A 25,268-nucleotide genomic window follows, 5' to 3' on the forward strand; every position below is an offset into this window, starting at 1 on the left:
TAGACTGAATTAACTTAACCAACAACAGTTATACTTAAATGTACAATAATAAGGAACACCTATGCAACAGAGTGTTTTCAATGCAATTTTTAAGAATTTTTTAGGCTCTGCCCCACAGTGGTATAAATACACAATTATTGCTTTTTTAGCTATTAACCCTGTGTTATTTCATATCAATCCCTATATGGCTGGTTGGGCATTAGTTTTAGAGTTTATTTTTACTCTCGCGATGGCGCTGAAATGTTATCCACTGCAACCAGGTGGTTTACTTGCAATTGAAGCACTGTTTATAGGCATGACAACTGCCGGGCAAGTAGAGCATGAAATTGTTCAAAATGTAGATGTAATCTTACTGTTGATCTTTATGGTCGCAGGTATCTACTTTATGAAAGATTTATTACTCTATATTTTCACCCGCTTGGTGGTATCAGTTCGCAGCAAAACTGTACTTTCCTTAGCATTTACTATTTCTGCAGCATTTCTTTCTGCTTTTTTAGACGCACTTACAGTAATGGCGGTGGTCATAGCTGTCGCTATGGGCTTTTACAGTATTTACCATAAAGTCGCCTCAGGGAAAGACTCCACTAGTGAACATGACATTAACGATGATAACCAAGTACGCCCAGTTAATCGTCAGGAACTTGAAGAATTTCGAGCTTTTTTACGTAACTTATTAATGCATGCTTCGATTGGTACCGCGCTTGGTGGAGTCTGTACTATGGTGGGTGAACCACAAAATCTTATTATTGCAGAACGAGCAAGCTGGCAATTTGGGGAGTTTTTCTTGCGTATGTTGCCTGTTACTATGCCTGTATTCATCGCTGGTATTGTTACTACAATATTACTCGAAAAAACAAAAACCTTCGGTTATGGCGCAAAGTTACCAGAACCGATTCATCAAATACTTGCTGATCACGCAAAAGAGCTCGATAACAAACGCACTAAACGCGATAAAGTTAATCTGATGTTTCAGTCATTTATTGCTGTATGGTTGATCATTGCATTAGCTTTACACCTTGCTACCGTTGGCTTAATTGGCTTATCCGTCATTATTTTTGCAACTGCGTCCGCTGGTATAATTGAAGAACACCAACTAGGAAAAGCGTTTGAAGAAGCATTGCCGTTTACTGCACTGTTATGTGTATTTTTTTCAATCGTTGCAGTAATTATTGATCAACATTTATTTACTCCTGTAATAACTTGGGTACTGACATTTGAAGGGCAATTACAGTTAGTTATGTTTTTTGTCGCAAATGGCCTGCTCTCGATGGTCAGTGATAATGTGTTTGTTGGCACTGTTTACATCAACGAAGTGGCGGCGGCTTTAAAAGCAGGACAAATTAGTCGCGACCAATTTGATTTATTAGCAGTAGCAATTAATACTGGTACTAACTTACCAAGTGTAGCCACACCGAATGGACAAGCTGCATTTTTATTCTTACTAACATCAACACTTGCTCCCGTATTACGTTTATCTTACGGGCGTATGGTTTATATGGCACTTCCCTATACCATTGTACTTACGGTTGTTGGTTTAAGCTCTACATATCTAGGGCTTAGTGAGGTAACTGATTTACTCTATCAATGGGGTTGGATTGAACACCACAGCGCAAGCTTACAAAGTATAGGAAGTTCAGGGCATTAAATATCCGAACTCTGGACAGTAAATCCCTTAACCCATATTTAGGTTAAAGAGTAAAAACAAAGCTGCTTCGGCAGCTTTTTTATTGTTACAAATCATATTTATCCTTGCGCCTAGTTTAATGACTAAGTCATAATTCATCTACAAATTATAGATTGGATATTTTATGACTTGGTTAGCAAATTTAGCCCAACAGCGCAGTGCTTGGTTACAGCTCGCTTTTAGCGCTTTTATTTTTGAAGTAATCGCATTGTTTTTTCAATATAAAATGGGCTTAGAGCCATGCATTATGTGTATTTACCAACGTACTGCCATGCTGGGGTTATTAGCCGCTGGGTTACTCGGTGCAATTAAACCCACGAATGTAATATGCCGCCTAACAGCATTTTCTGCATGGGCAGTTGCCAGTATTTGGGGTTATTTAATTGCACGCGAACATATCGATATGCAAACTACCACCGATCCTTTTGCGTTTAGCTGTGAATTCGAACCTAATTTCCCATTACCATTGCACGAATGGATGCCACATTTTTTTGCTGCAACAGGTGACTGTGGCAACATCGATTGGCAATTTGCAGGGCTAAGTATGCCGGCGTGGATGGAGATCATTTTTGCCGCATTTACTCTGATACTAATGGCCGTTGTAGCAAGTCGTTTAATAATTAAAAAGTCGCTGTGATGATGGCATTATTTTCAAGTCAAGTAACGCAATTAAAATCGTTTAAAATACGTCAACGTCAGCAAATAATTGCGATTGCAGTGAGTATGTTAACTCCAATGCAAAAAATCAGTTTGCGTATTATAAAGCTGGTTTTATTGATCCCAGTATTTCTATCATTAGCGTATGTTGAAGGTTGGTTGTTACTTCCAGCTTTACTTCTGGCCGGGTTAAGCTACCCGTTGTTAACCACTCCAGTCGAAATTCAATTCTCTAAACGCTATTTAAGGCACGCTATTAAGCAATTTGAGCAGGGCGAATAATTCGCCCTGCTGATTTTTAGAATGTAACTTTGCCATCCAATTTAGCGACTAATTTTTCGCCAATACCTTTCACCTGCGCTAAATCTGCAACAGACTTAAACTTGCCTTGCTTGGTACGGAAATCAATTATCGCTTGCGCTTTTGATTTACCAATACCCGGCAGCTGAGTAAGCTGTTCGACTGTTGCTTGATTCACATTGACTAACTGAACTTTCTTCATACTTTCAGCAGTCTCTGTTTTAGTTACAGCTGCGCTACTAGGCAATGAAATAGCTAAGCCAAGCACTACCACTATTAAAGTTAAAAACTTCATGTTTCTCCTCCATGATATCCATACGTGGACTCAATTAATAGTTGATTTTAATGCCTTCACTTTTGGACTACCTCCAAATAAAGTCATACTAAAAAAGTGCGACTATTTAAATAAAGTAAAGTTGTACCTCTTTGTCAAATCCTAGTAGTAAAAAATAAAAATGTTCACTTGCAAAAAGACCAATAAACAATTACTGTACATAAAAACAGTAATCAATCAAGGTGAACTTGTTATTCACCAAGCAAATTGGCAGGAGAAATCATGGCTGTTGTTGTTAAATATGTTGTAGAGAGAAACGGAGTCGAGCGTATGACGTTTACTACTAAAAAAGAAGCTGACGCGTATGACAAAATGCTTGATATAGCAGAGTCGCTTGAGGTTATGCTTGAGAAAGTTGATGTGCCACTAAGCGAACAACAAATCGAATCGCTCGCACTTGAGATTGCTAAAAGTAAAGACGACTTTATGAATGTACTTAAAGGCGGCAAAGAGGCAATACAGAAAACACCTACGGCGAAAGTAAAAAAAGAAAATGTAGCGTCGATTAAAGCCAGCGCAGATAAAGAAGCAAGCTAAAAAATTACAAGTTAACTAACTAAAAAAGGGCAATTAATTGCCCTTTTTTAGTTATAAAAATTACTACCCGTTATAGCCCTCGTTCAACTTCATCAAATAATTCGGTGATCTCTTTATTTGGTGGCGCTGTTGATAAGCTCACTGTAATGATTGCAATTGTTGCAAGTATAAAGCCCGGTATAATTTCATAAATGATACTGCTGAGGCTCTCACCATTTATAGTGATTGGCGCGTATATCCAGATCAACACTGTCCCTGCACCCACAACCATGCCACTGATCGCACCTTGTAGATTCATTCGCTTCCAATACAAGCTAAGTAATACTAACGGGCCAAACGCAGCCCCAAAACCAGCCCATGCATTACTTACTAAATCTAAAATAGAACTATCGCGATCATAAGCCAAATAAATAGCAAATAATGCAACGAGTAGTACACTAATTCGCCCAACTAAAACCAGCTCGGTTTGTGATGCATCACGGTTTAAATAAATTTTATAGAAGTCTTCAGTCAAAGAGCTTGAACAAACCAATAACTGAGATGAAATAGTACTCATAATCGCAGCTAAAATAGCAGCAAGTAAAAAGCCGGCAATAAGTGGATGGAAAACCAATTCAGATAATACTAAGAATATAGTTTCTTTATCGTCAATCAGCATTTGATTTTCGATCATGTAAGCGGCACCAAATAGTCCAGTTAACACTGCACCAATCGCTGATAAAGTCATCCACGACATACCAATACGACGCATAGTTGGCATATCTTTCACTGACCGTACTGACATAAAACGTACTATGATATGCGGTTGACCAAAATAACCTAAGCCCCATGCCATTGCAGAAATAATAGCGATAGTTGAACCACCAGCAAACCAATCTAACATATTAAGCGAGTGGACTTCGCTCTCTTTCGGAGCGCTTAACAGCAAGTCATAGCTGGCATTAGCAAGTGTGTCTAACACTGGCTGGTCTAGCATCGTATAAGTAACAATAGGTACAGCAAGTAGCGAGACAAACATAATGCAACCTTGCACAAAGTCAGTCAAACTAACAGCTAAGAAACCACCAAACAATGTATAGAGTACGACGACTCCGGTTGTCACATAAAGCCCTGTTTCGTAACTCATCTGAAATGAGTTTTCGAATAATTTACCGCCAGCGACAACGCCTGAAGAAGTATAAAGTGTAAAGAAAACGATGATCACGATTGCCGAGATGACTCGTAATATATTTTTATTATCAGCAAAACGATTAGCAAAGTAATCTGGGATGGTAATCGAGTCATTCGCTTTTTCAGTATAGACACGTAGCCTTGGCGCGACTAAAAAGTAGTTTGCCCAAGCACCAAGTACTAAACCTATCGCAATCCAAACTTTACTTAAGCCAAATAGATACATAGCACCGGGTAAACCCATAAGTAGCCAACCACTCATGTCCGATGCACCTGCAGATAGTGCAGCTACAGCTGGTGATAAACTTCTGCCACCCAACATATAACCCGACACATCGGCGGTAGACTGCTTATAAGCGTACAAGCCAATACCTAGCATTACGATAAAATACGCAGCTAAAGAAATAATCATTCCAGTTTCCAAACTCGCCTCCAACTCTGAAGTTAAAACCTGGCTTTCAATCCTAATAATGACTCATAAATCAATACTATATAAAGTCATTATTGGTGTAAAAACCAACCTAGAACTTGACTATATCACGCAAAGGGTGAATAACTCCACTTACTGAGGTAGCCAAGTAATGATATAAGGTGGAGTTGTTTTTATCTGATGGTTAATTATTTAACTACAGAACATGGTAATTAATACTTAATTACCTTAGGATTAGATCGATGATGTATCAATTAATTAATACTATAGCATTGATATTCTAAATATAATTAATGCTATTTATGCTGTTTTATCTTATATTGCCCAAGTAATCGCTTAACTGATGTGGACCCGCTGTTTATGTATTTTTATGCTGCACGCCAACCAATTTTAGATCGAAACAAACAACTTGTAGGGTATGAGCTACTCTTTCGTGATGGCGTTGATAATGTATTCCCTGATATTGATGGTGACGAGGCAACCACTCGGCTAATTGAAGGTAGTCAATTCAATTTTGGTTTAGAAGATCTCACCGATAATAAACCAGCGTATATCAACTTTACGCTTGAAACATTACAAAAAGGCTACCCAACTCTGCTTGGTAAAGATCAGATTGTTGTAGAAATACTCGAAACAATTCAACCAGGGAAACGCTTGCTCGCGATCGTCAAAGACTTAAAACAAAAAGGTTATACGCTCGCGCTGGATGATTATATTCACCAGCCTGTATGGCGTCATTTTTATCCTTTTATTGATATTATTAAAATAGATTTTATCAATTGTGACGTTGACACTATCCACACCATAATCGAAGAAATTAAACCTTATCCGCATATAAAATTATTAGCAGAAAAGGTAGAAACCTACGAAAAGTATCAATTAGCATTAGATCTTGGCTTTACTTACTTTCAGGGGTTTTTCTTTTCCAAACCAGAAATGGTGCAAAGTAAAACCTTGCCGCCATCAGAGATAGCTCTTGCCGAGCTGCTTTATGAGACATCCACTGTTGAAGTCAATTTAAAGAAAATTACCGACGTATTTGAGCGAGATGTAAACCTCTCTTATAAATTATTACGTTATAGTAATTCAGCGGCATTTAAGCGCAGAGCTGAGATCAGCACCATCAAACAAGCACTAATTGTGCTAGGTGCAGCAGAAATTAAAAAGTTTTTATCCTTGTTGTTTGCAGCTCAAGTTGCTGGTGATAAACCCGCAGAGTTAATACGCTTATCGTTAACCAGAGCACGCTTTACTGAGTTGCTAGCTATAAACCATAATAAACTCAAAGATACGGGCATGGCTTTTTTAACCGGTATGATGTCATTAATGGATGCCATATTAGATGAAGATATGCAAAGCGTGATGAAAAAGCTACCATTATCCAACGACATAAAGTTAGCATTATTAGAGGATCAAGGTTTACTGGCACAATATCTGCGCTTAGTAAAATTATACGAACAAGCCAATTGGCAAGGTGCAAACGCGATTAAAGATGAGCTTGGTCTTGGCGCTGGTAAAGTGCCAGATGCGTATCATGATGCCGTTAACTGGGCTAATGAACAAATGAAAGTGCTGGCAGGATAATAAATAATACCGTAAATAACAATGCCAGCTTAGACGCTGGCATTTTTATTTAACCTGAAAATACACATTAAAGGCTTTCTAAAAAGTCTTCATCAAAATCGTCGGGCTCTTTTTCAACCGGTGGATTACCATCATACAACTCATATAACTGACGTTGAAAGTAAATGTCTTTCATAAAAATATACGGATCGAGTGACTCATTCAATAAGCTTTCTTGTGGTATTAAAGAAGCCCGAGCTTCTACAGCCTTTAACGCAAACACCAATACAGTTTGTGGCGTGGTTAAGGCAATTTTTGGTAACACATAGCCATCAACCACTGCACCCGTTAGGTTACGCGCTGTTGACGGTCCCATTCCCGGTAGCATTAAATAAGCACCGTCGCCTATTCCCCATACCCCCAGAGTTTGACCAAAGTCTTCATCGACAATATTCAAACCAAGCGATGTCGCAACATCAAATAAGCCAAAAATACCCACAGTTGAATTAACTAAAAACCGCGCTAAGCTCACGCCTGCGTTACCCGCTTTACCTTGTAGCGTGGCATTAACTACATCAGTTGGTGCACTAATGTTGCCAGTAAAATTGACGATACTACGGCGCACCGGTGTTGGTGTTACGGCCACATACCCTACCGCAACAGGGCGCAGAACATAAGCATCAAGTACATCCATATTAAAATCATACATTGGACGGTTAAATGATTGTAGTGGATCTCGCTCATCTATTTTTTCGTCAGGCACTTGCGCGCATCCTGCTAGCACCAATAGCCCAAACAAAACTAAACTCTGTCTTAACATCTTTTATCCTTAAGGTATTAATTCATTGATAAGTAAATCGTAAGCCTTGGTTTGGCTACGTTCTAACACATCTGAACGCCCTTCCAACTCACCCGTTGAAGGCATTACTGATGCATCCTTTGAAATGCGTGCAGTTAAAATAATTTTATCAACGCTTGAAAGCGTTAACCCTGCGACCATAGCATTACTATCACTTAACTGTACTTCAATTGGAAAACTATAATCTGTTAATTTTACCACTGCGAGCGGCATTGGCGGACCATTGGCAGCTTTTGCAAATACGAATAAGGTACCTTGGATTGGAAGCTTGTCCGCAAGCTGTGGCGCAAGATTAACGGTAACTTTGATAGCACTCATTTTAGCTGCGTTATTATCCTCGCCACTGCCCTGCTCAGCTTGTGGTTGCAACGCAGGTGCTAGTTGTGTGTTTTCAGCTGTAATATTTTGTTCAATTTCAGTAATTCGCTGAGCAATCATGTCATAGCGAGTATCTTGCTCATCCATACTCTTTAAAAGCACTTCGAATGCTGCTTTTGCTTGCAACCAATCATGACGCTCATAAGCAATTAACGCTAACAATGAAATAGCATCAAGGTTAGTTGGATCGTCTTTGAGCACTTTAGAGAGCATACCCGCAGCGCGCGTCATATTTACATCACTGCCTTCAAGTAATAGTACTTGGCTGTAACTGATCAGCACAGGCATGTTGTCAGGATCCATGCGCAGCACTTTATCAAATGACTGTTGCGCCATGTCGTATTCATTCAATGACATTGCAACGCGACCGAGTAGCATCCAAGCCACTTGATCATCACCACTTTGCGCAAGTTTAGTGCGTAGCCCTAACGCAAACGCTTGTAATTCATTTTGGGTTAAAGGTTCGCCTTGTTGCATCACGGCTCGTTCACCATAAGCTGCTAAATTATCCATGGCGCTGTGCCAGTTCTGCAACTGTTGTTGTGAACCAGTTGCGGTATAAAATACAGCGGTAAAAGCGATTAAAAATGCACTGCCTGTTAATGCAAAAATACGGTTATTGCCTCTGCTCATCAGTGATTTTTCAGGCGATAACTCATTTAGTAAACGACGTTTGAGCTCAATCACAGACTCATCATGGTTAACTTGATCAATACGTTGATTTGCTAAATCATTCGCCAGCTCGCCAAGGCGCTGATGGTAGATGGCAATAAGCTCTGAATTAGCATTGTAAGTGAGACTTTGTACCCGCTCTTTACTCAAAAACGGTAATGCCACAAACGCCACAGCTAATAAGGTTAATAATGCAAAAGAAACCCACATTAGTATCATTTAAATCTGCTCCTGACGTTCATTTTTCGCAATGAGCTTGGCTAATAACGCCTCATCTTGCTCACTCCATGTTTGCTTAACCGCAGCCTTACGTTGACGAAAAATAATAAAGCCAAAGCCAAATACCACAATCAAAATAGGTAATACCCATAACACTAATGTTGCTGGCGTTACTGGCGGATCGTAGTGAACAAAATAGCCATAGCGGTCAATCATATATTCAATCACATCGTCTTTCGATTTGCCTTCTTTGACTAACGCCAATACTTTTTCGCGCAAATCTTTCGCAACCACAGCATCTGAATCTGCGATATTTTGATTTTGACATTTAGGGCAACGTAATTCTTTAGTTAACTCAGTAAAGCGTTGCGCTTGTTCGTTGTTATCAAATTGGTAACGATCTTGCTCTGCCATAGCTATGCCACTGGCTAGTATCATTAAAACAATTAAAAAATATTTCATGGCTGTAATTCCTGCATCAAGGGAGCAAATTTAGCACGCCAAACTCGTGGGTTTATATCGCCAGTATGGTGCAATAAAATGGTGCCTTTGCTATCCACTAAAAATGTTTCAGGTGCACCTGACACACCTAAATCAAGCGAAAGAGTACGGTGTAAGTCAAGAATATTAAACTGATACGGATCACCGGCACGACTTAACATTGACGTCACTTCTTCACGTAGCGCTGGCATATCAAATTCACCATCAAAGTCAGCATCATAACTTTGTACATAGTAAAGCCCGATAATTTTAACGCCTTGCTCTCGCAATTGGGTTAAATAATCTAATTCAGCTAAACAGGTAGGACACCAAGTGCCCCATACATTGAGTAGATATACATCGCCTTTTAATTGGCTATCTTGCCAACGCTTTGAATCCTGCATTAAATCAGGTAAATCAAAGGCTGGCATTGGCTGACCTAACCGACCGGTTTGAATTTCTCTTGGGTTTGAAAACAAACCTTGAAATAAAAACACGCACACTAAAACAAATGCCAGCAGAGGTATCAGCGCTAACAACTTGCGGTTCATACCAGTTTCTCCTGTGACTTATCGGTTTTTTTCTTGCTAGTACGGTAACGTTTGTCACCTAAAATCATAAAACCGGCAAGTGAGATCAATACACCACCAATCCACATCCAACGTACAAATGGCTTGTGATAGATGCGCAATGACCAACCGCCGTTATTTAATTGCTCACCCAGAGCAAGGTATAAATCACGGGTAAAGCCAGCATCAATTGCAGCCTCAGTCATAAATTGCATACCAATATCGTAACGGCGCTTTTCAGCATGCAGTACAGTGACTAGTTTATCATTTTTCAGGACGCTCACTTCTCCAGCATGACCACTGTAGTTTGCACCACGAATAGTGTATACCCCTTCAAAACGATACTGATATTGATTTAACTGTACGATTTCGCCCGGCTTCATCGAAACATCACGTTCAACCGAATACGCCGAAGTTAAAGTGACACCTGCGATAACAAAGGCAATACCAACATGCCCTAATACCATAGCCCAATAACTAAGTCCTAACCTTTTAAGACCTTGGCTAAAGTTAGTTTGCACAGTAGCTTTAACATATAAATCAACACCGGTGGTGATCACAATCCATATCGCAAGCGTGGTCGCCAATAAAGTTAAAGGCGCTACGCTGGCATAACTTGAATATAACCAAGCAGCACTGATCACTATGCTCATTAACGCTGACACAAGTAGTTTATTTTGTAAAAAAGACCACTTATTTTGCTTCCAACGTAACAGAGGGCCAATGCCCATTAAGATGGCAAACGGCACCAAAATAATGGCAAACATTTTATTAAAGAATGGTTCGCCAATTGAAATACTGCCTAAGCCCATTTCTTTATGAACCATAGGTAATAAAGTACCCAGTAACACAATAAATGTAGCAACCACTAAAAATATATTATTGAGCCATAACGCCACTTCACGTGATACCAGTTTGTAACGACCTTCGCTGCGTACTTGCGATACCCTAAATGCATATAAGGTTAACGCACCACCAACCACTATCGCTAAAAACGCTAAGATAAATAAGCCACGATCAGGATCGGTAGCAAACGCATGCACTGACACAATAATGCCAGAGCGAACAATAAAGGTGCCCAGTAAACTCAATGAAAATGCAGCAATCGCAAGTAATACGGTCCATGATTTAAATACACCGCGTTTTTCGGTTGCCGATAATGAGTGCAATAATGCAGTAGCTACTAACCAAGGCATAAGCGATGCGTTTTCAACGGGATCCCAAAACCACCAGCCACCCCAGCCAAGCTCGGAATATGCCCACCAGCTTCCAATAGTAATACCTAGTGTTAAAAATCCCCACGCAGTCATTGTCCAAGGACGTGACCACTTAGCCCACGTATTATCAAGTTTACCTGTTAATAACGCTGCAATTGCGAATGCAAAAGAAACCGATAGACCAACATAACCCATATATAATAAAGGTGGATGGATGATCATCCCTGGATCTTGTAATAGCGGATTAAGGTCGCGCCCTTCGACAGGAAAATACGGCAGTAATAATTCAAATGGATTTGACATCCACAGGGTGTAAAGCATAAAGCCAACACCTAAAAAGCCTAACACACCTAATACACGAGCACGCAGTATCCAAGGCAGTGAATTAGAGCGCAGTGCTACTACTGCTGTCCAACCGGCTTGCATTACTAGCCACAATAAAATAGCACCTTCGTGCCCACCCCAGGTTGAAGTGATTTTATAATACCAAGGCAAGGTACTGCTAGAATGATAAGCCACGTACGCGACGGTAAAATCATCGGTTAAACTGGCATAAATTAAGGCAGCGAATGACACTAATACAAATACAAATTGGCCAACAGCTAATGAAGGAGCTGCACGCATTAACCGTAAATTACCAGTATGTGCGCCCCATAGAGGAAAAATACACAATAAAACACTCAGCACCATGGCCAGTGTTAGGGAAAAATAACCGAGTTCTGGGATCATCTTAATTGCCACTTTCTAAGTTATATTTAGGTTTTTCGTGTTTGATCCCCTTCACCGCTTCCGCAACTTCAGCAGGCATGTATTCTTCATCATGCTTAGCCAATACTTCAAACGCTTCTATTACATTAGGTTCAATCAACACACCTTGAGCAACAATCCCTTGCCCCTCGCGAAATAAGTCAGGCAAAATACCTTGGTATTTGATCGTTACTAAAGGGCCTGTATCAATCAAGGTAAAGCTTACTTGTAGGCTGGTTTCATCTCGAATCACTGATCCTGGGACCACCATACCGCCAATACGCAACTTTTGACCAATGTGCGGCTTTTCTTTATTCGGGCCTTTACCTTCAATTAACTCACTTGGAGTATAAAATAAGTTAATATTTTCTTGCAGCGCATACAATACTAAACCGATGGCGGCACCAATACCGAATACAATAGCGACGACGCCAAGCAAACGTTTCTTACGTCTTGGGTTCATGCTTGATTCTCCTGTTGAGCGTGTTTAATGCGAGCCTCTCGTTCAGCTTGTTGCTGCACAGAAGCCATAATGCGCTTAGTATCATTCAAAGAACTAACTAAAATACCTAATAAAATCAGTGCACATGAACCAAAAGAAAGCCACACATAAAAGCCGTAACCGCCCATGGCAATAAAATCAGAAAAAGAATCAAACTGCATAACTAGCCCCTATTTAACAACTGACGCACCCAAGGGCGATGCTTTTCACGTTGTAAAATTTCATTTTTAAGACGCATCAAAGTCACCATGCCAACAAAACCAGCAAACGCGACTATATTTACCATTAATGGCCAAAACATACTTGAATCAATGGCTTTCGTATCAAACTTAGTAATAGTGGCACCTTGATGCAAGGTGTTCCACCACTCAACCGAAAAGTGGATAATGGGTAGGTTAATTACCCCCACAATAGCTAAAATAGATGCAGCTCGACCTGCTGCTTTTTTATCTTCAAAGGCATGATATAAAGACAATACCCCCAAATATAGAAATAATAGAATGAGCTCAGACGTAAGTCGTGCATCCCATACCCACCACGCACCCCACATAGGTTTACCCCAAGCGGCGCCAGTAATAAGTGCAATTGCAGTTACACATGCGCCAACAGGTGCGATGGCAATCACCGCCAACTCGGCATTACGAAGTTGCCATACCAAAGCGATCACTGCCGCAATAGCCATTGATGAATAAGCCCCCATCGACAAAATAGCTGACGGTACATGAATGAAAATAATGCGATAACTGTCTTTTTGTTGATAGTCAGCTGGTGCATAGGCTAACCCCCAGACCCAACCAATAATCATAAAGACAACCGTTATCACGGCAAAATAGGGCAGTAACGTATTGCATAATTGATATGCACGATCTGCTTTAGCGTAGGGATGTAACCACTTCCACATATTAACTTACACTCACTTTCAATGCTGACGATATGGCAATTGGTGCGCTGATAATTGCAATGACAAGCATCGCACCAAGGATGGCAAGCTGACCACTATAATCCAGCGACATTGTGCTGGTATCGATAGCAGACGTTGCAAAAATTAATACGGGGATATATAAAGGCAAGACCAATAAACTCATCAAAATGCCGCCTTTTTGTAATCCCACTGTAAGCCCAGCGCCAATAGCGCCGATAAAACTAAGTAATGGCGTACCCAATAGCAAGGTAAGCACCGTTGCAATCAATGCTTGATTGTCTAAATTTAATAACAAGGCGAACAGCGGCGTCATCAACACCAACGGCAAGCCTGTAATAATCCAATGGGCAACGACTTTGCCAAGCACCGTCAACGGTAACGGGTACGATGAAGCAATCAATTGCTCTAAACTACCATCATGATAGTCATCACGAAATAGTTTATCTAAGCCTAACATGGTTGAAAGTAACGCAGCGACCCAGATAATACCAGGTGCCATACGGCTAAGTAGACCGGGCTCAGGACCAATTGCTAACGGAAATAATGTAATAACAATTAAGAAGAACAAAATGGGGTTTACGATTTCAGCACGCTGGCGAAATGCCAGCCGTAAATCTTTTTTACAAACGGCACTAAATAGCTGCCAATATGAATGCTGGCGTAACATCAGTGTCGGTACTCCAGAGTAACGGTTTGCAACTCATTAAAGTGGGTCGTTAAGTCTTGGTGGGTGGTTAATAAAATCGCCCCACCTTGTGCTAGGTGAGCTAAAAAGCGTTGCTGCAAAAATGCGATACCGGCTTTATCTAAGGCTGTAAATGGCTCATCCAGCACCCATAACTTCGCATCATTAAGCCAAAGTCTGATCAACGCAACACGACGTTGTTGACCAGCAGATAGAGTACGCACAGGTACATCTTCAAGACCAACTAAGCCAATCTTAGCTAATAATGAGTAAAGATCTTGCTCAGTGTCGTAACCTTGAATCTGTAACCAAAATCGCAGGTTTTCAATCGCACTAAGTTGGCTATTCACCCCTGTTTTATGGCCGATAAATAACAATTGCCGGGCAAATTCATCATAATTTTTAGCAATTGATTCACCTTGCCACATAACTTGTCCTTCATCGGGCGCAGAAAAACCCGCAATTATACGCAGCAAGGATGTTTTACCAGCCCCATTTGGGCCTGCTAATTGCATGATTTGGCCTGATTTCAAGCTGAAATTAAGATCCGCAAACAAACAACGTTCTTGCTTGATGCAGGTGACGGACTTAATGTGTAACAAGATGATGATTCTCTATACCCAAAATTAGGCGTTAGTCTAGCATAATGATAGGGTAATACGAATAATGCTTTGCACCGATTAACAAAAACTTGATTTAAAATAATGAACAAACCTACACAGATAACATTAGCGAATTCGCTTCCTGTCAGTCATTCGTCGCACAATGGCGTTGCACAGCAATTACCTGTTTTCAGCGAGCAAACACTCAGCGCTAAAAACATCGTGTTCGCCAAAGGCTCTGTGCAGATGGAAGTCTATGTTGATAAGCATTGGCAAACATTACGCTTAGCTACAACTGGCACTGAAACAAACACTCAAAAAATTGCCAGTGCCGATATTCAACTCAGTAATGATGGTAAACAACTCACTATTTTACCAAAGCAAGCTGAGATCAGCTTGCGTCAAACAAACCAACTGCAAAGTGTTTTAAATTTAATTAACAGTGGTGTTCAGGTCGAGAATAAACCTTTGTCGTTGCAAATTATTTTACAGCCTGCTGCAAAATTACTGTTAAATCAGTTACACGCCAGTATTCCTATCAATAAAGAAGTCGCCCAACTACTGCACAATGAGCAAGATCTAAAAGCAATAATTACCCCGAACCGCAATAATTTTACCTTAAGTGTTGTTAATCGCTTTGCTGATACACTTCACCAGCAGCCAATCAGCCAAGCAAAACTTGCTCTTTGGCTCAGTAAACTGGTACCAAATGGGCAGCTACAGCTAGATAAAAATACCGCAATACTGAGCTTTAATAATTATAATGGCAATATTAAGCTCGCACTGCAGCAGCCGTTAAATAATCACAGCATACACTCAACTCAGCCTGGTGGGGTAATTCAAAAAGTACAATTAAATGCGCTTAATGAACAATTAATAATAAAAACGCAGCTACCAAAAATAGCTCTGCAGTTAAAAAATTCATTAGCCCATACTTTTAATTCATTGCTACAAAAAAGCCATGTACCAGGCCAGTTTAATACCCAAACAAGTGTCGCACCTAGCAGCCCCTTATTGGTCAGCAGCAGCCCAATAAGCTCGTGGTTGCAAGACAGTTTTGCTGACTTAAAAACCCGAATAAGTGACGCTGTACGCTATTTTGAAAGCAAACCATTTAGTCAAGTCAGCAATAAATCAGCTGTAGCACAATCACTAACACCAACAGATCAAACTGCACAAACCTTACTACCCAAATCACTCAGGCAAATAAACCTTGTGGCAATGGCGACAAGCAACACCCAACCATTACTGACAGATATTAGCCAAGGTACCGCGCTGCCAAAGCATTATCATCAATCGCCTCCCCTGGTACAGTTATTTCAGCGATTAAAAGCCGGTTTAGCAAGTATTACAGAGCCTAATGCGGTTAAAAATAACAGTACTACTGCGGCGCCACTGAGCAAAGATACCGATAACTACAAACAATTAAATAAACTAGCTGCCGCGATTCAATCCAGCGAGCAAACTACAGTAGCGCAAAATAAAACACCGCAGGTTACTGTTAATCCAAAACAAGCAGCATCTGATATTAATGCTCAACCTGCTCAGCTAAACAAAGAACCTATCGCTAAAGCGCTAGCACACAGTCCCGAACAAGTTCTACCCAGCAAAACCAATAGTACAACTGTCAATGTCAGTGATAATAGCGCTGTCGCCAAAACAGTTATAGCCGATGCTCAGCAAAAATTAAAAACAACTCCACCTTTTGCTGCAGGAGTAGATACCAAAGTAGCATCTCTAACAGCACAGCTAAACAACGACAATCTAAAAGCAAGTACTCACTTACATATAGAAGCACTATTAAAAGGACCGATAACCAGCGCTTTGCCAGCCAGCCAGATTAGCTTGCCACTGGAAGCCAAATTATTGGCATCACTTTTAAAAACGCCTATCGAAAAGCCGCTGCCTAATTTTAAATCAGCAGCAAACTACGATAAACAGCATATCGCTTCACAAATTAATAAACTAGCAGCGACCAAAGTAAGTGATAATGTCGATTTAAATCGGCTAGTCAATCAAGCTTTTAGCCGCATGATTGACAGCCAATCGTTGCAACCGTTAACCATTCAACGAGAAATACTCAGTGTTTTGCGTCCAGAAAGCTTAACAACTAGTGCCCTGCAAAATAGTTTTAGCCAATCTATTGAGCATTTGGCAGTGGCGATTTTAGCGGCTCCAAGCTTAGCAAATATCAGTGCGTTGAATTTTAACAGTCAAAGCTCACTTGATGCTTTATTACAAGTATTAGTGCCTAACTTTAAAGCAACTAACCCACAGAAACTGCAAGAACAATTACTACAGCCACAATCACAAGCCTTAGCGGCTGAGCTGAGCCAAATAAAAACTGCAATTAGCCAAATTAACAGCACCCCCATCAATCAGCAGCCTGATAATAATCCGTTAGTACAATTTTTACTGCCGATGCGACTGCCACCGGAAACCGCACAAACAGAAATTTCATTAGGACAATATAAAAAACCAAGCCAAAATAAACTCGAAGCTAAAAATGTTTGGTTTGTGCGACTTAATTTTGATTACGCTGAGCTTGGCCAATTACAGATCACCGCTGAATTAATGGATAAAGCACTCGATTGTCAATTACTTGCCTCAAGCCAAGATATCACCGCAATGGCTCATCCGCACCTTGAGAGTTTGCGTCATAAATTAACAGCTCATGGCCTACAAGTTGGTGAAATGAAGCTAAGCCAAGGTGCGCCGCAACACCAAGCTTTTTATCAATCCCATGCCATTATTAATATTAAGGTTTAAGCCATGAGTGAGATACCAAAACATAAGTCTGCAATTGGTTTAGTTTACGAAGCCGGTCGTACTCCTACAGTCAGTAGTAAAGGGTTTGGTGAGCTCGCAGAAGAGATCATTAAAGCTGCAGAAGAAAAAGGAATTTTGATCCACAAAGATGAAGCATTGGCTAAAACGTTATCGCATTTAGAGCTTGGCGAAGAGATCCCAAGAGAACTGTATTATGTGATTGCCGAACTGATTGCTTTTTCATATGTACTGCGGGGTAAATTCCCACCAGGCTGGCAAGACTTTCAAGGCAAGTTAAATATTCAGGCGTAAAAAGTAAAAGGCGCTAATTAGCGCCCTTTTGATGATGTAACGACATTAATAGTTCTGCTTCGGCACGCGGAAGTTCACACTCTCGTATGATCTCTTCAATATCGGCACCTAGTTCAACCATTTTCACTGCTCGAGAATAAATTTTCGCATCAGGATCGTCATATTTTTGCGCATCTTGTAATTGCGCTAACTCTTGATTTCGCTGCTCTACAGCGACTAATCGCTTACCAATACTTAGCATACCGGTGCGCATTTCTGCGACTTCACTGCGTAAAATACTGAGCTGTTGTTGAGTTTCTTGCAGTTGCAGTATTTTGCTTTTTAATGCTGCAGCGTACTTATTATTATTAATAAAAATTAGTCCCAAGCATACTAACACCAGTACAATTGAGACTCCAAGCAACGAGTATAACAACATAGTTTTTCCGTAAGCGTTATAAATCGCTCAACTCATCCCACTCTTCGTCATTTAGTAATTTATTTAAATCAACTAAAATCAATAATTCACCATCACGATTACTGACACCTTGAATAAACTTGGCACTTTCTTCAGTACCAATGTTTGGTGCACTATCAATTTCTGAGCTACGCAAATAAACCACTTCTGCTACACTGTCGGCTAAGATACCAATGACTTGCTCTTCAGCTTCAATAATTAATACTCGTGAATTGTCTGTTGCTTCTGCAGACATCAAACCAAATCGTGCACGCGTATCGATTACTGTTACAACATTGCCACGTAAATTAATAATCCCTAAAACATAGCTTGGAGCACCTGGTACTGGAGCAATTTCTGTATAACGCAAAATCTCTTGCACTTGCATCACATTCACACCATAGGTTTCTGATTCAAGCTTAAAAGTTACCCACTGCAATACTTCATCATTGCCATCGGTATTTTTACTGCTTGATAATAATCTTTGTTCACTCATGTTATTACTCCGAATATCGTTACTGGTCGCGGCTATCTAAACCTTGCTCTAATAATTGACCTAAGCTTTGCACATCAATTAAGGCACACATTTTTTCTTTAATTACACCTGCAAGCCAAGGCCGCTTGCCACTTTTAGCTCGCCATTTCACATCTTCACTGCGTAGTGTAATGTTATTAACCAGCTTTTCAGCCAACAATCCCCATTGGCTATTACCTAAAGTAATTAAGTATTGGTAGTTTAATTTGTCTTCTAACTCTTGGGTATACTTTTCTGGCATCACCCAAAGCGCTGTATCAACTACATTAAGATTCTCATCACGATTTAGCATCACTCCTTTAAACCACTTGGGTTTACCAAAAAGCTGATTAACTTCACCTAATTGATGAATACCACCTAATGCTTTTAATGGTACTGCGAGGGTAAGCCCAGCCACTTCAAAGAATAACGCCTGAAACTCACCATCAAAATAATCTTCTTGACGCTGTACAGGAGTTTTAGCTTCAGCAACATTTAGCTGTTCACTCACTTTAGCTATATCTTTGATATTAGCTTGGATCTGTGGTTTCTCAAGGGGCGCGGGTATTTCTTCCTCAATACTAGTCTTTGGCTCATCAAGTGCGTTTGGCTGCACAATGGTTTGCTGCGACGCCTTGAGTGGCATTTTATTGCTACTTTCTGTGGATGGAACTTGTTCGAGTAATTTTGCAACCGGGTGTAAGTCTGTTGACTCATCGTCTTCGCACAGTAAAGCCCCCAAGTACTGGGTCATTACTTTTTCATTAGCAAATAATTGCTTACTCATTCATTAACCTTGTTCAATCAAATAATCGAGTAATGCGCGATAAGCATAAACACCTCTTGAGCGTGGACAATACTGAATCGGTACTTGTTGAGCTAAACTTGCATCACGGAACTTAGTATCTACGGGTATTACCCCTGGCCATACTTTTTCTTGGTACGTTTGCTGTAATGTCTTATATGCTTCAAGGGATGCATTAGTGCGCTTATCATACATTGTAGGGATAATGGTATATTGATACTGCTTTGATTGCGAGCTTTGCATTAATTCCATGGTCCGCATCATTCGGTCTAGTCCTTTGAGTGCTAAAAACTCAGTTTGTACTGGCACTAAAATGCGTTCACTTGCAGCCAATGCGTTAACCATTAATACACCTAACACTGGCGGACAGTCTAAAATAGCGTAATCATAATGCTCACTAATTTTTGCTAAAGCTTTTTTTAAGATAAGCCCCATTCCGGTCTTATTACCCATACTGCGGTCAAGTGTCGCGATTGCCATCGTTGCAGGAAGAATATCTAAGTTATCTATGTTCGATGGACACAAAGCTTGCAATATTTCTTCACTTGCCATGCTGTTTCCACGGGCAAATATATCATATACACTGACTTCTAAATCTTCTGAATCAATGCCAAAGTAATACGTTAAAGATGCATGAGGATCGGTATCAATCAGTAATACTCGCTTTCCTTGCAGCGCTAATATACCAGCTAAGCTCACAGCCGTGGTCGTCTTCCCTACTCCACCTTTTTGATTTGCTACCGTCCAAATTTTCACATCACACCTTATTTTTGTTCGTTGCGCGTTGTAATTCTTATACCACCGTGTGGGAGTTGGATCACTTTAATAGTGTTGTCATCACTTGGCAACTCAATTGGTTGCTCTGCTTCAGTTTCTGTTGCTGGTTGCTCGGTTGTAACAATGGGCTTGGGTGGCAAACCATATTTTGATAATGCAACGACTACTTTACGATTTTCAGCACGTCCTTGCTCTGTATCATTATCAGCAAAAGGTGAATACTGTCCATATCCTTCAATGGCCATGCGCGCAGGGTTGATACCTAATGCATCAAGTTCGACTAAAATCGAGGTCGCTCTTGCAACAGATAGCTCCCAATTAGAACGAAACATTTCATTATGAATGGTTTCATTATCGGTATAACCACGCACTCTAACGTAGTTATCTACTGGGGCAATAATATCGTTTACTAATTTTATCACTGCTTTCGCGCGTTGATGCGCCACAGCACTGCCACTGGAAAATAACATTCCTGAGCTTAATTCAATGATCAACCAGTCTTGGTGCAACTCTAAACTTGCTTCGCCATCGCGTATTTCATCGATCAAGGCTGATTGTAATTTAGTTAATAAGCTATCTAAAGGTTTGCCTAAGTGTTTTTGTTTTATATTACTGGTATCGCTTTGTCCATCCAGTAACTCTGGGCCAGCTTCTTGCTTTTGAATACTTTCACCAAACAGTAGTTCGTTTTCAGGAGTCACTCTATCGGTTAATAAACCGGTCCCCGTCACGCCTTGACCCTCTTGACTATACTGACGAGCTGACTTGTCAAAAACCTGCTCCAGCGAATCAGATAAAATTTGGAAGCTTTCTTCTTTATTAATCGCAATCGCATACATCACTACAAAGAATGCAAACATAATAGTCATGTAATCAGCGTACGACACTAGCCAACGTTCTGTATGCTGACTTTTGGTCGATGAGTGACGAAGTCGACGGCGCATCATAATAATTATTCTTGAAGCTGACTTGGACGCTCTACACGATACGCTTCAAGTTTCAGCTCAATATTGACAGGGCTATCACCTTGGCTCATGGCAATAATTCCTTCAGCTAATAACTCATGAAACAGCATCTTTTGTTCTACTTGTTGTTTGAGCTTGTTAGCCATAGGTAAAAACAATAAATTTGCTAAGCCAACCCCATAAATGGTGGCAAGAAAAGCAGTCGCAACCCCTGCACCTAACTTTTCAGGTTCAGTGATAAATGACATCGCTTGGATCAGACCAAGCACTGCGCCTAATATACCGATGGTAGGACTGTAACCGCCCAACGCCTCATAAACTCGACTGGCTTCAAGCAGCCGTTCTCTTTCTAGCAACAAATCAATTTCTAGTGTGTCTCTGAGTTTTTGCTCACTGTTGCCATCAATCAGTAAACTCAAGCCTTTGGCAACATATGGATCCGGATGGGTTAACGCTATTTCTTCAAGTGCTAAATACCCTTCTTGGCGGGCTTTTTGTGACCAACTTTTAACTTGCTCAATTGCTCTGTTGATATCGTAACTTGGTGGGAAAAATACCCAGTGGCTTATTCTTAATGCTTTATTAAACGTACTTGCTGGTGTTTGTAGCATTACAGCACCTAACGTACCGCCCAACACAATGATTAATGCCGGGCCATTAAATAAAGCACTCACAACACCGCCTTCTAGTGAGTAGCCATAACCAATCGCCAAAAGTGCAACGAACAGGCCTAGAAACGACAACTTATCCACAACCAATCTCTCGAACTAACCGATTAGCAACGTCTTCAAGCGCAATGCTTGCCGATGATAACCCTGCGTTAGCAACCGCTTGTGGCATACCATATACCACACTGGTTTTTTCATCTTGTGCCCAAATAGTAGCGCCGGCTTGTTTAAGCATTCTTGCACCGTCTCTTCCATCTGCGCCCATGCCTGTAAGTACCACAGCTAATACATCACCTTGGAACGATTTGGCTGTACTTGCAAAAGTAACATCAACACTTGGTTTATAGGTGATCCGGGCACTATCGTCTTCAAAAACACGTAAAGTGCGATTGCCAGCCCGTCCCTCAATCAACATTTGTTGACCGCCCGGCGCTAGATACGCGACGCCTGGCATTAATCGGTCGCCTTGTTGTGCTTCTTTTACTTTTATTTTGCACAAGCCGTTTAAACGTGTGGCAAATGCTGGCGTAAACGCAGCTGGCATATGCTGTATTAACAAAATAGGGTGCGGAAAATTAGCGGGCAACTGAGTCAGAATTGTTTGCAGTGCAACAGGTCCTCCCGTTGAAGTACCTATTGCAACTATTTGATATTTCTTTCCTGAAGCGCGAGTGTTAGCTGCAATATTAGTCGCAGGTGCAGCGCTCCGGTTAAAGCTTCGATCTGGTTGAGTTATCGCAGGGCGACTTGTTGTACCTGCAGAAACGGGAGGTATTGGTGCCGATGCAGGAGGCGTTGTCGGCCGACTAAAGCGCGAAAGACGCTTGCGTCCAATTTCTTTTACTTTATTTTGTAATAACTTAATCGCATCTTCATTATTACGAGCAATATCTTCAAATTTTTTCGGTAAAAAATCTAGAGCACCCGCATCAAGTGCGTCTAAGGTTGCTGTTGCGCCATCACGAGTCAGTGAGGAGAACATCAGAATAGGGGTTGGATTTGCTGCCATGATTTCTTTTACAGCACTAATGCCATCAAGCACGGGCATTTCAACATCCATGGTGATTACATCTGGACGAAGTTGATTTGTTTTATCGACCGCTTCTCGGCCATTTACCGCAAAACCAATTACTTCGATATCCTTATCTTGCTCGAGTATTTCGCTCACTCTGCGGCGAAAGAAACTTGAATCATCAACAACTAAAACTTTAACTGCCATTGGCATACTCTTGTTAAATTTTATCTGTGAGAGCCATATTTAGCCCTCACAATAAGATAAGAATTGGCCTAACCTGCGTAGTGTTTTAACAGGTTTGGAACATCTAAGATCAGCGCTATACCACCGTCAGACGTGATCGTTGCACCTGCCATACCAGGTGTTCCTTGTAGTAAAGCATCAAGCGGTTTAATAACAACTTCTTCTTGACCAATCAATGAATCCACTACAAAACCAACTTGTTGCGTACCAATTTGTACAATTACAACATGGCCTTGAGCTTTGCGTAATGATCTGTCAGCACCTTTAACTAACCAATGTTCTAAATAAAACAACGGTCGTGCTTTCTTACGAACAATAATGGTTAATTGACCATCAACTACATTCGTTTTAGTTAGATCTAGGTGGAATATTTCATTAACACCAGCCAGTGGTAATGCAAATGTTTGCTCACCGACAACCACCATCAATGTCGGCAAAATAGCCAACGTTAACGGTACTTTAATTTCTAGGATTGTGCCTACACCTAGCTCAGATTGAATACTCACAGAACCATTTAGTTGGGTAATTTTGGTTTTCACCACATCCATACCCACACCACGACCCGAAATATCAGAGATCTGTTCTTTGGTGGAAAAGCCTGGTGCAAAAATAAGGTTATAGGCTTCTGTATCAGATAATCGAGCTGCTTGCTCGTGATCAAGCACCCCTTTATTGATTGCTATTTTTTTCAGTTTTTCAGGGTCCATACCTGCACCATCATCACGAATGGTGAGCAAAATATGATCACCCTCTTGCGATGCTGATAAAGTAACAGTCCCAGTTCTTGACTTACCTGCCGCTTCACGCACATCAGGCATTTCAATACCATGGTCAACCGAGTTGCGCACCAAGTGGACTAAAGGATCTGCCAGTGCCTCAACTAAGTTTTTATCTAAATCGGTTTCTTCACCCACGAGCAGTAAGTTAATGTCTTTTCTCAAACTGCGGGCTAAATCACGGACTACGCGAGGAAAACGACCAAACACTTTCTTGATCGGTTGCATCCGCGTTTTCATTACCGCACCTTGCAAGTCTGCGGTTACTACATCAAGATTCGAAATGGCTTTACCCATCGCTTCACTTTCAGTATTGGTTGCTAAACTGACTAAACGATTGCGAACCAATACCAGTTCACCAACCATGTTCATTATTTGATCTAGGCGTTTTGTATCAACACGCACCGTCGTATCAGCTTGTGGAGGAGCTGGTTTTTTAGCAACAGCTGTCGCTGGAGCTGGTGCGGATTTTTCAGCTGCTTTCACAGGCTCAGACACTGCTGGTTTGGGCACTGGCTTAGCTGCGGCAACAGGTGCAGGTGTTGGTGCTTTTTTAGCGGGTGCTGGCTCAGTCTCAGCGACCGCTTGTGGCGCGCTGCCTTTACCATGTAATTCATCAAGTAAAGCTTCAAATTCATCATCGCTGATTTCATCTGGACCATTACTTTTCGTCGGTGCTAAAGGTGCTTGGGCCGGTTTAGGCGCAGCACTTTCGGTGCCTGCAGTATCTTTATTACTTACTAGACCGAAGCTACCAATGCCGTGCAATTCATCCAATAAATTATCAAATTCATCATCAGTAATATCACTATTTGATGATTCATTGCTGACAGTGGTTGTTGGCGTTATAGGACTTTGCCCTTGTCCGTGGAGCTCATCAAGCAGGCTCTCAAATTCATCTTCTGTTATCTCATCGATTTGAACATCTTTTTGATCGCTATCAACTTGACCATCAAATAATGAGTCTAGCGCAAATGGATCGTCAGAATCATCTAAAATATCATCAGCATCAACAACAGGGATATCGCCTGCAGGTTCAGCACTGCCAGTTAATTCTTCAGCCGTTGGCGGCAGCCCTAATTTATGTAAAACAGCGAGTAATTCTGGATTTGCTGGTTCTGGTTTTTCTCTACTTTGGATAGTCGCAAACATTTCGTTGATAGTATCGAGTGCTTGCAAGATCACGTCCATCAGTTCGGAATTAACCTTACGAACACCTTGACGCAATAAATCGAAAACGTTCTCTGCACCATGGCAAGCATCGACTAGTTCAGTCATGCTTAAAAAGCCTGCGCCGCCTTTTACCGTATGAAAACCACGGAAAATTGCATTGAGTAATTCGGTATCATCTGGGTTATTTTCAAGCTCCACCAGCTGTTCTGACAAAAGCTCAAGAATTTCTCCAGCCTCTACTAGAAAATCTTGTAAAATATCTTCATCGACTTCAAAGCTCATGCAGTT

At 40.9% G+C, this 25,268-nt stretch carries 27 protein-coding genes; 7 read left to right on the top strand and 20 right to left on the bottom strand.

Features of this window, described 5'->3' with window-relative positions; genetic code table 11:
• The first annotated feature begins 61 nt into the window (after nucleotides 1–61).
• The 3 genes from nhaB to H5154_RS09860 all read left to right on the top strand — a co-directional run bounded on the left by nhaB (nucleotide 62) and on the right by H5154_RS09860 (nucleotide 2,623).
• Nucleotides 62–1,645, top strand: coding sequence for a sodium/proton antiporter NhaB (gene nhaB / locus H5154_RS09850; RefSeq protein ID WP_182718161.1), 1,584 nt, complete (start codon nucleotides 62–64; stop codon nucleotides 1,643–1,645).
• A gap of 163 nt (nucleotides 1,646–1,808) precedes the next feature.
• Nucleotides 1,809–2,321, top strand: coding sequence for a disulfide bond formation protein DsbB (gene dsbB / locus H5154_RS09855; protein WP_182718162.1), 513 nt, complete (start codon nucleotides 1,809–1,811; stop codon nucleotides 2,319–2,321).
• A complete protein-coding gene (locus H5154_RS09860; RefSeq protein ID WP_182718163.1) occupies nucleotides 2,321–2,623 on the top strand; it encodes a DUF6170 family protein in 303 nt (100 codons plus the stop codon). The genes dsbB and H5154_RS09860 overlap by 1 nt, the downstream gene beginning before the upstream one ends.
• Nucleotides 2,624–2,639: 16 nt before the next feature.
• Here the strand turns inward: H5154_RS09860 and H5154_RS09865 are convergent, their stop codons facing one another.
• Nucleotides 2,640–2,936, bottom strand: a complete 297-nt coding sequence (locus H5154_RS09865) for a ComEA family DNA-binding protein (RefSeq protein WP_182718164.1) — start codon at nucleotides 2,934–2,936, stop codon at nucleotides 2,640–2,642.
• Nucleotides 2,937–3,197: 261 nt separating this feature from the next.
• Between H5154_RS09865 and H5154_RS09870 the strand changes: the two genes are divergently transcribed.
• Nucleotides 3,198–3,512 (top strand): YebG family protein, encoded by a 315-nt coding sequence (locus H5154_RS09870; RefSeq protein WP_182718165.1) that lies wholly within the window; start codon nucleotides 3,198–3,200, stop codon nucleotides 3,510–3,512.
• Nucleotides 3,513–3,582: 70 nt separating this feature from the next.
• On the opposite strand, the gene putP is transcribed toward H5154_RS09870, so the two are convergent.
• A complete protein-coding gene (gene putP, locus H5154_RS09875; RefSeq protein WP_149981458.1) occupies nucleotides 3,583–5,094 on the bottom strand; it encodes a sodium/proline symporter PutP in 1,512 nt (503 codons plus the stop codon).
• 378 nt (nucleotides 5,095–5,472) lie between these two features.
• On the opposite strand from putP, the gene H5154_RS09880 reads away from it, so the two are divergent.
• Nucleotides 5,473–6,696, top strand: a complete 1,224-nt coding sequence (locus H5154_RS09880; protein WP_182718219.1) for an EAL and HDOD domain-containing protein — start codon at nucleotides 5,473–5,475, stop codon at nucleotides 6,694–6,696.
• Between the two features lie 67 nt (nucleotides 6,697–6,763).
• On the opposite strand, the gene H5154_RS09885 is transcribed toward H5154_RS09880, so the two are convergent.
• From H5154_RS09885 to ccmA, 10 genes are read right to left on the bottom strand one after another with little or no spacing between them, the layout of a single operon-like run.
• A complete protein-coding gene (locus H5154_RS09885; RefSeq protein WP_182718166.1) occupies nucleotides 6,764–7,495 on the bottom strand; it encodes a VacJ family lipoprotein in 732 nt (243 codons plus the stop codon).
• A gap of 9 nt (nucleotides 7,496–7,504) precedes the next feature.
• Nucleotides 7,505–8,803: a c-type cytochrome biogenesis protein CcmI gene (gene ccmI / locus H5154_RS09890; RefSeq protein ID WP_182718167.1), complete on the bottom strand. Its 1,299-nt coding sequence runs from the start codon at nucleotides 8,801–8,803 to the stop codon at nucleotides 7,505–7,507.
• Nucleotides 8,804–9,265 (bottom strand): cytochrome c-type biogenesis protein, encoded by a 462-nt coding sequence (locus H5154_RS09895; protein ID WP_182718168.1) that lies wholly within the window; start codon nucleotides 9,263–9,265, stop codon nucleotides 8,804–8,806.
• Nucleotides 9,262–9,834 carry a DsbE family thiol:disulfide interchange protein gene (locus H5154_RS09900; RefSeq protein WP_182718169.1) on the bottom strand — a complete coding sequence of 191 codons (573 nt, stop codon included), beginning with the start codon at nucleotides 9,832–9,834 and terminating at the stop codon, nucleotides 9,262–9,264. The genes H5154_RS09895 and H5154_RS09900 overlap by 4 nt, the downstream gene beginning before the upstream one ends.
• A complete protein-coding gene (locus H5154_RS09905) occupies nucleotides 9,831–11,798 on the bottom strand; it encodes a heme lyase CcmF/NrfE family subunit (protein ID WP_182718170.1) in 1,968 nt (655 codons plus the stop codon). Before H5154_RS09905 ends, H5154_RS09900 begins: the two co-directional genes overlap by 4 nt.
• 1 nt (nucleotide 11,799) lies before the next feature.
• Complete coding sequence (gene ccmE / locus H5154_RS09910; protein ID WP_149981464.1) at nucleotides 11,800–12,279, bottom strand: cytochrome c maturation protein CcmE; 480 nt, start codon at nucleotides 12,277–12,279, stop codon at nucleotides 11,800–11,802.
• Entirely contained in the window at nucleotides 12,276–12,479 is a 204-nt protein-coding gene (gene ccmD, locus H5154_RS09915; protein ID WP_182718171.1) for a heme exporter protein CcmD, read from the bottom strand. The genes ccmE and ccmD overlap by 4 nt, the downstream gene beginning before the upstream one ends.
• 2 nt (nucleotides 12,480–12,481) lie before the next feature.
• A complete protein-coding gene (locus H5154_RS09920; RefSeq protein ID WP_149981466.1) occupies nucleotides 12,482–13,219 on the bottom strand; it encodes a heme ABC transporter permease in 738 nt (245 codons plus the stop codon).
• A gap of 1 nt (nucleotide 13,220) precedes the next feature.
• The gene (ccmB, locus tag H5154_RS09925; protein ID WP_182718172.1) at nucleotides 13,221–13,907 is read right to left on the bottom strand and encodes a heme exporter protein CcmB; all 687 of its coding nucleotides are present in this window, start codon (nucleotides 13,905–13,907) and stop codon (nucleotides 13,221–13,223) included.
• Nucleotides 13,907–14,527: a cytochrome c biogenesis heme-transporting ATPase CcmA gene (gene ccmA / locus H5154_RS09930; RefSeq protein WP_149981467.1), complete on the bottom strand. Its 621-nt coding sequence runs from the start codon at nucleotides 14,525–14,527 to the stop codon at nucleotides 13,907–13,909. Before ccmA ends, ccmB begins: the two co-directional genes overlap by 1 nt.
• A gap of 102 nt (nucleotides 14,528–14,629) precedes the next feature.
• Between ccmA and H5154_RS23640 the strand changes: the two genes are divergently transcribed.
• Entirely contained in the window at nucleotides 14,630–17,296 is a 2,667-nt protein-coding gene (locus tag H5154_RS23640) for a flagellar hook-length control protein FliK (protein WP_259398485.1), read from the top strand.
• 3 nt (nucleotides 17,297–17,299) lie between these two features.
• Entirely contained in the window at nucleotides 17,300–17,608 is a 309-nt protein-coding gene (locus H5154_RS09940) for an EscU/YscU/HrcU family type III secretion system export apparatus switch protein (protein ID WP_145239329.1), read from the top strand.
• 13 nt (nucleotides 17,609–17,621) lie between these two features.
• Here the strand turns inward: H5154_RS09940 and H5154_RS09945 are convergent, their stop codons facing one another.
• The 8 genes from H5154_RS09945 to H5154_RS09980 all read right to left on the bottom strand — a co-directional run bounded on the left by H5154_RS09945 (nucleotide 17,622) and on the right by H5154_RS09980 (nucleotide 25,262).
• Nucleotides 17,622–18,026 (bottom strand): DUF2802 domain-containing protein, encoded by a 405-nt coding sequence (locus H5154_RS09945; protein ID WP_145239332.1) that lies wholly within the window; start codon nucleotides 18,024–18,026, stop codon nucleotides 17,622–17,624.
• Nucleotides 18,027–18,042: 16 nt separating this feature from the next.
• Entirely contained in the window at nucleotides 18,043–18,540 is a 498-nt protein-coding gene (locus H5154_RS09950; RefSeq protein ID WP_145239335.1) for a chemotaxis protein CheW, read from the bottom strand.
• 19 nt (nucleotides 18,541–18,559) lie between these two features.
• Nucleotides 18,560–19,345, bottom strand: a complete 786-nt coding sequence (locus H5154_RS09955) for a chemotaxis protein CheW (protein WP_149981468.1) — start codon at nucleotides 19,343–19,345, stop codon at nucleotides 18,560–18,562.
• Between the two features lie 3 nt (nucleotides 19,346–19,348).
• On the bottom strand, nucleotides 19,349–20,119 hold the full coding sequence (locus H5154_RS09960) for a ParA family protein (protein ID WP_149981469.1): 771 nt from the start codon (nucleotides 20,117–20,119) through the stop codon (nucleotides 19,349–19,351).
• 8 nt (nucleotides 20,120–20,127) lie between these two features.
• On the bottom strand, nucleotides 20,128–21,087 hold the full coding sequence (locus H5154_RS09965) for a flagellar motor protein MotB (protein ID WP_149981470.1): 960 nt from the start codon (nucleotides 21,085–21,087) through the stop codon (nucleotides 20,128–20,130).
• A gap of 5 nt (nucleotides 21,088–21,092) precedes the next feature.
• Complete coding sequence (locus H5154_RS09970) at nucleotides 21,093–21,857, bottom strand: flagellar motor protein (protein ID WP_149981471.1); 765 nt, start codon at nucleotides 21,855–21,857, stop codon at nucleotides 21,093–21,095.
• Nucleotides 21,850–22,992 (bottom strand): chemotaxis response regulator protein-glutamate methylesterase, encoded by a 1,143-nt coding sequence (locus tag H5154_RS09975; RefSeq protein WP_182718173.1) that lies wholly within the window; start codon nucleotides 22,990–22,992, stop codon nucleotides 21,850–21,852. Before H5154_RS09975 ends, H5154_RS09970 begins: the two co-directional genes overlap by 8 nt.
• Before the next feature lie 68 nt (nucleotides 22,993–23,060).
• On the bottom strand, nucleotides 23,061–25,262 hold the full coding sequence (locus tag H5154_RS09980; RefSeq protein WP_182718174.1) for a chemotaxis protein CheA: 2,202 nt from the start codon (nucleotides 25,260–25,262) through the stop codon (nucleotides 23,061–23,063).
• Nucleotides 25,263–25,268: the final 6 nt, after the last annotated feature.

Origin of the sequence: Pseudoalteromonas sp. SR44-5, from assembly GCF_014163675.1 — a bacterium.
In the GTDB taxonomy this organism is placed as follows: Bacteria; Pseudomonadota; Gammaproteobacteria; order Enterobacterales; family Alteromonadaceae; genus Pseudoalteromonas; species Pseudoalteromonas rhizosphaerae.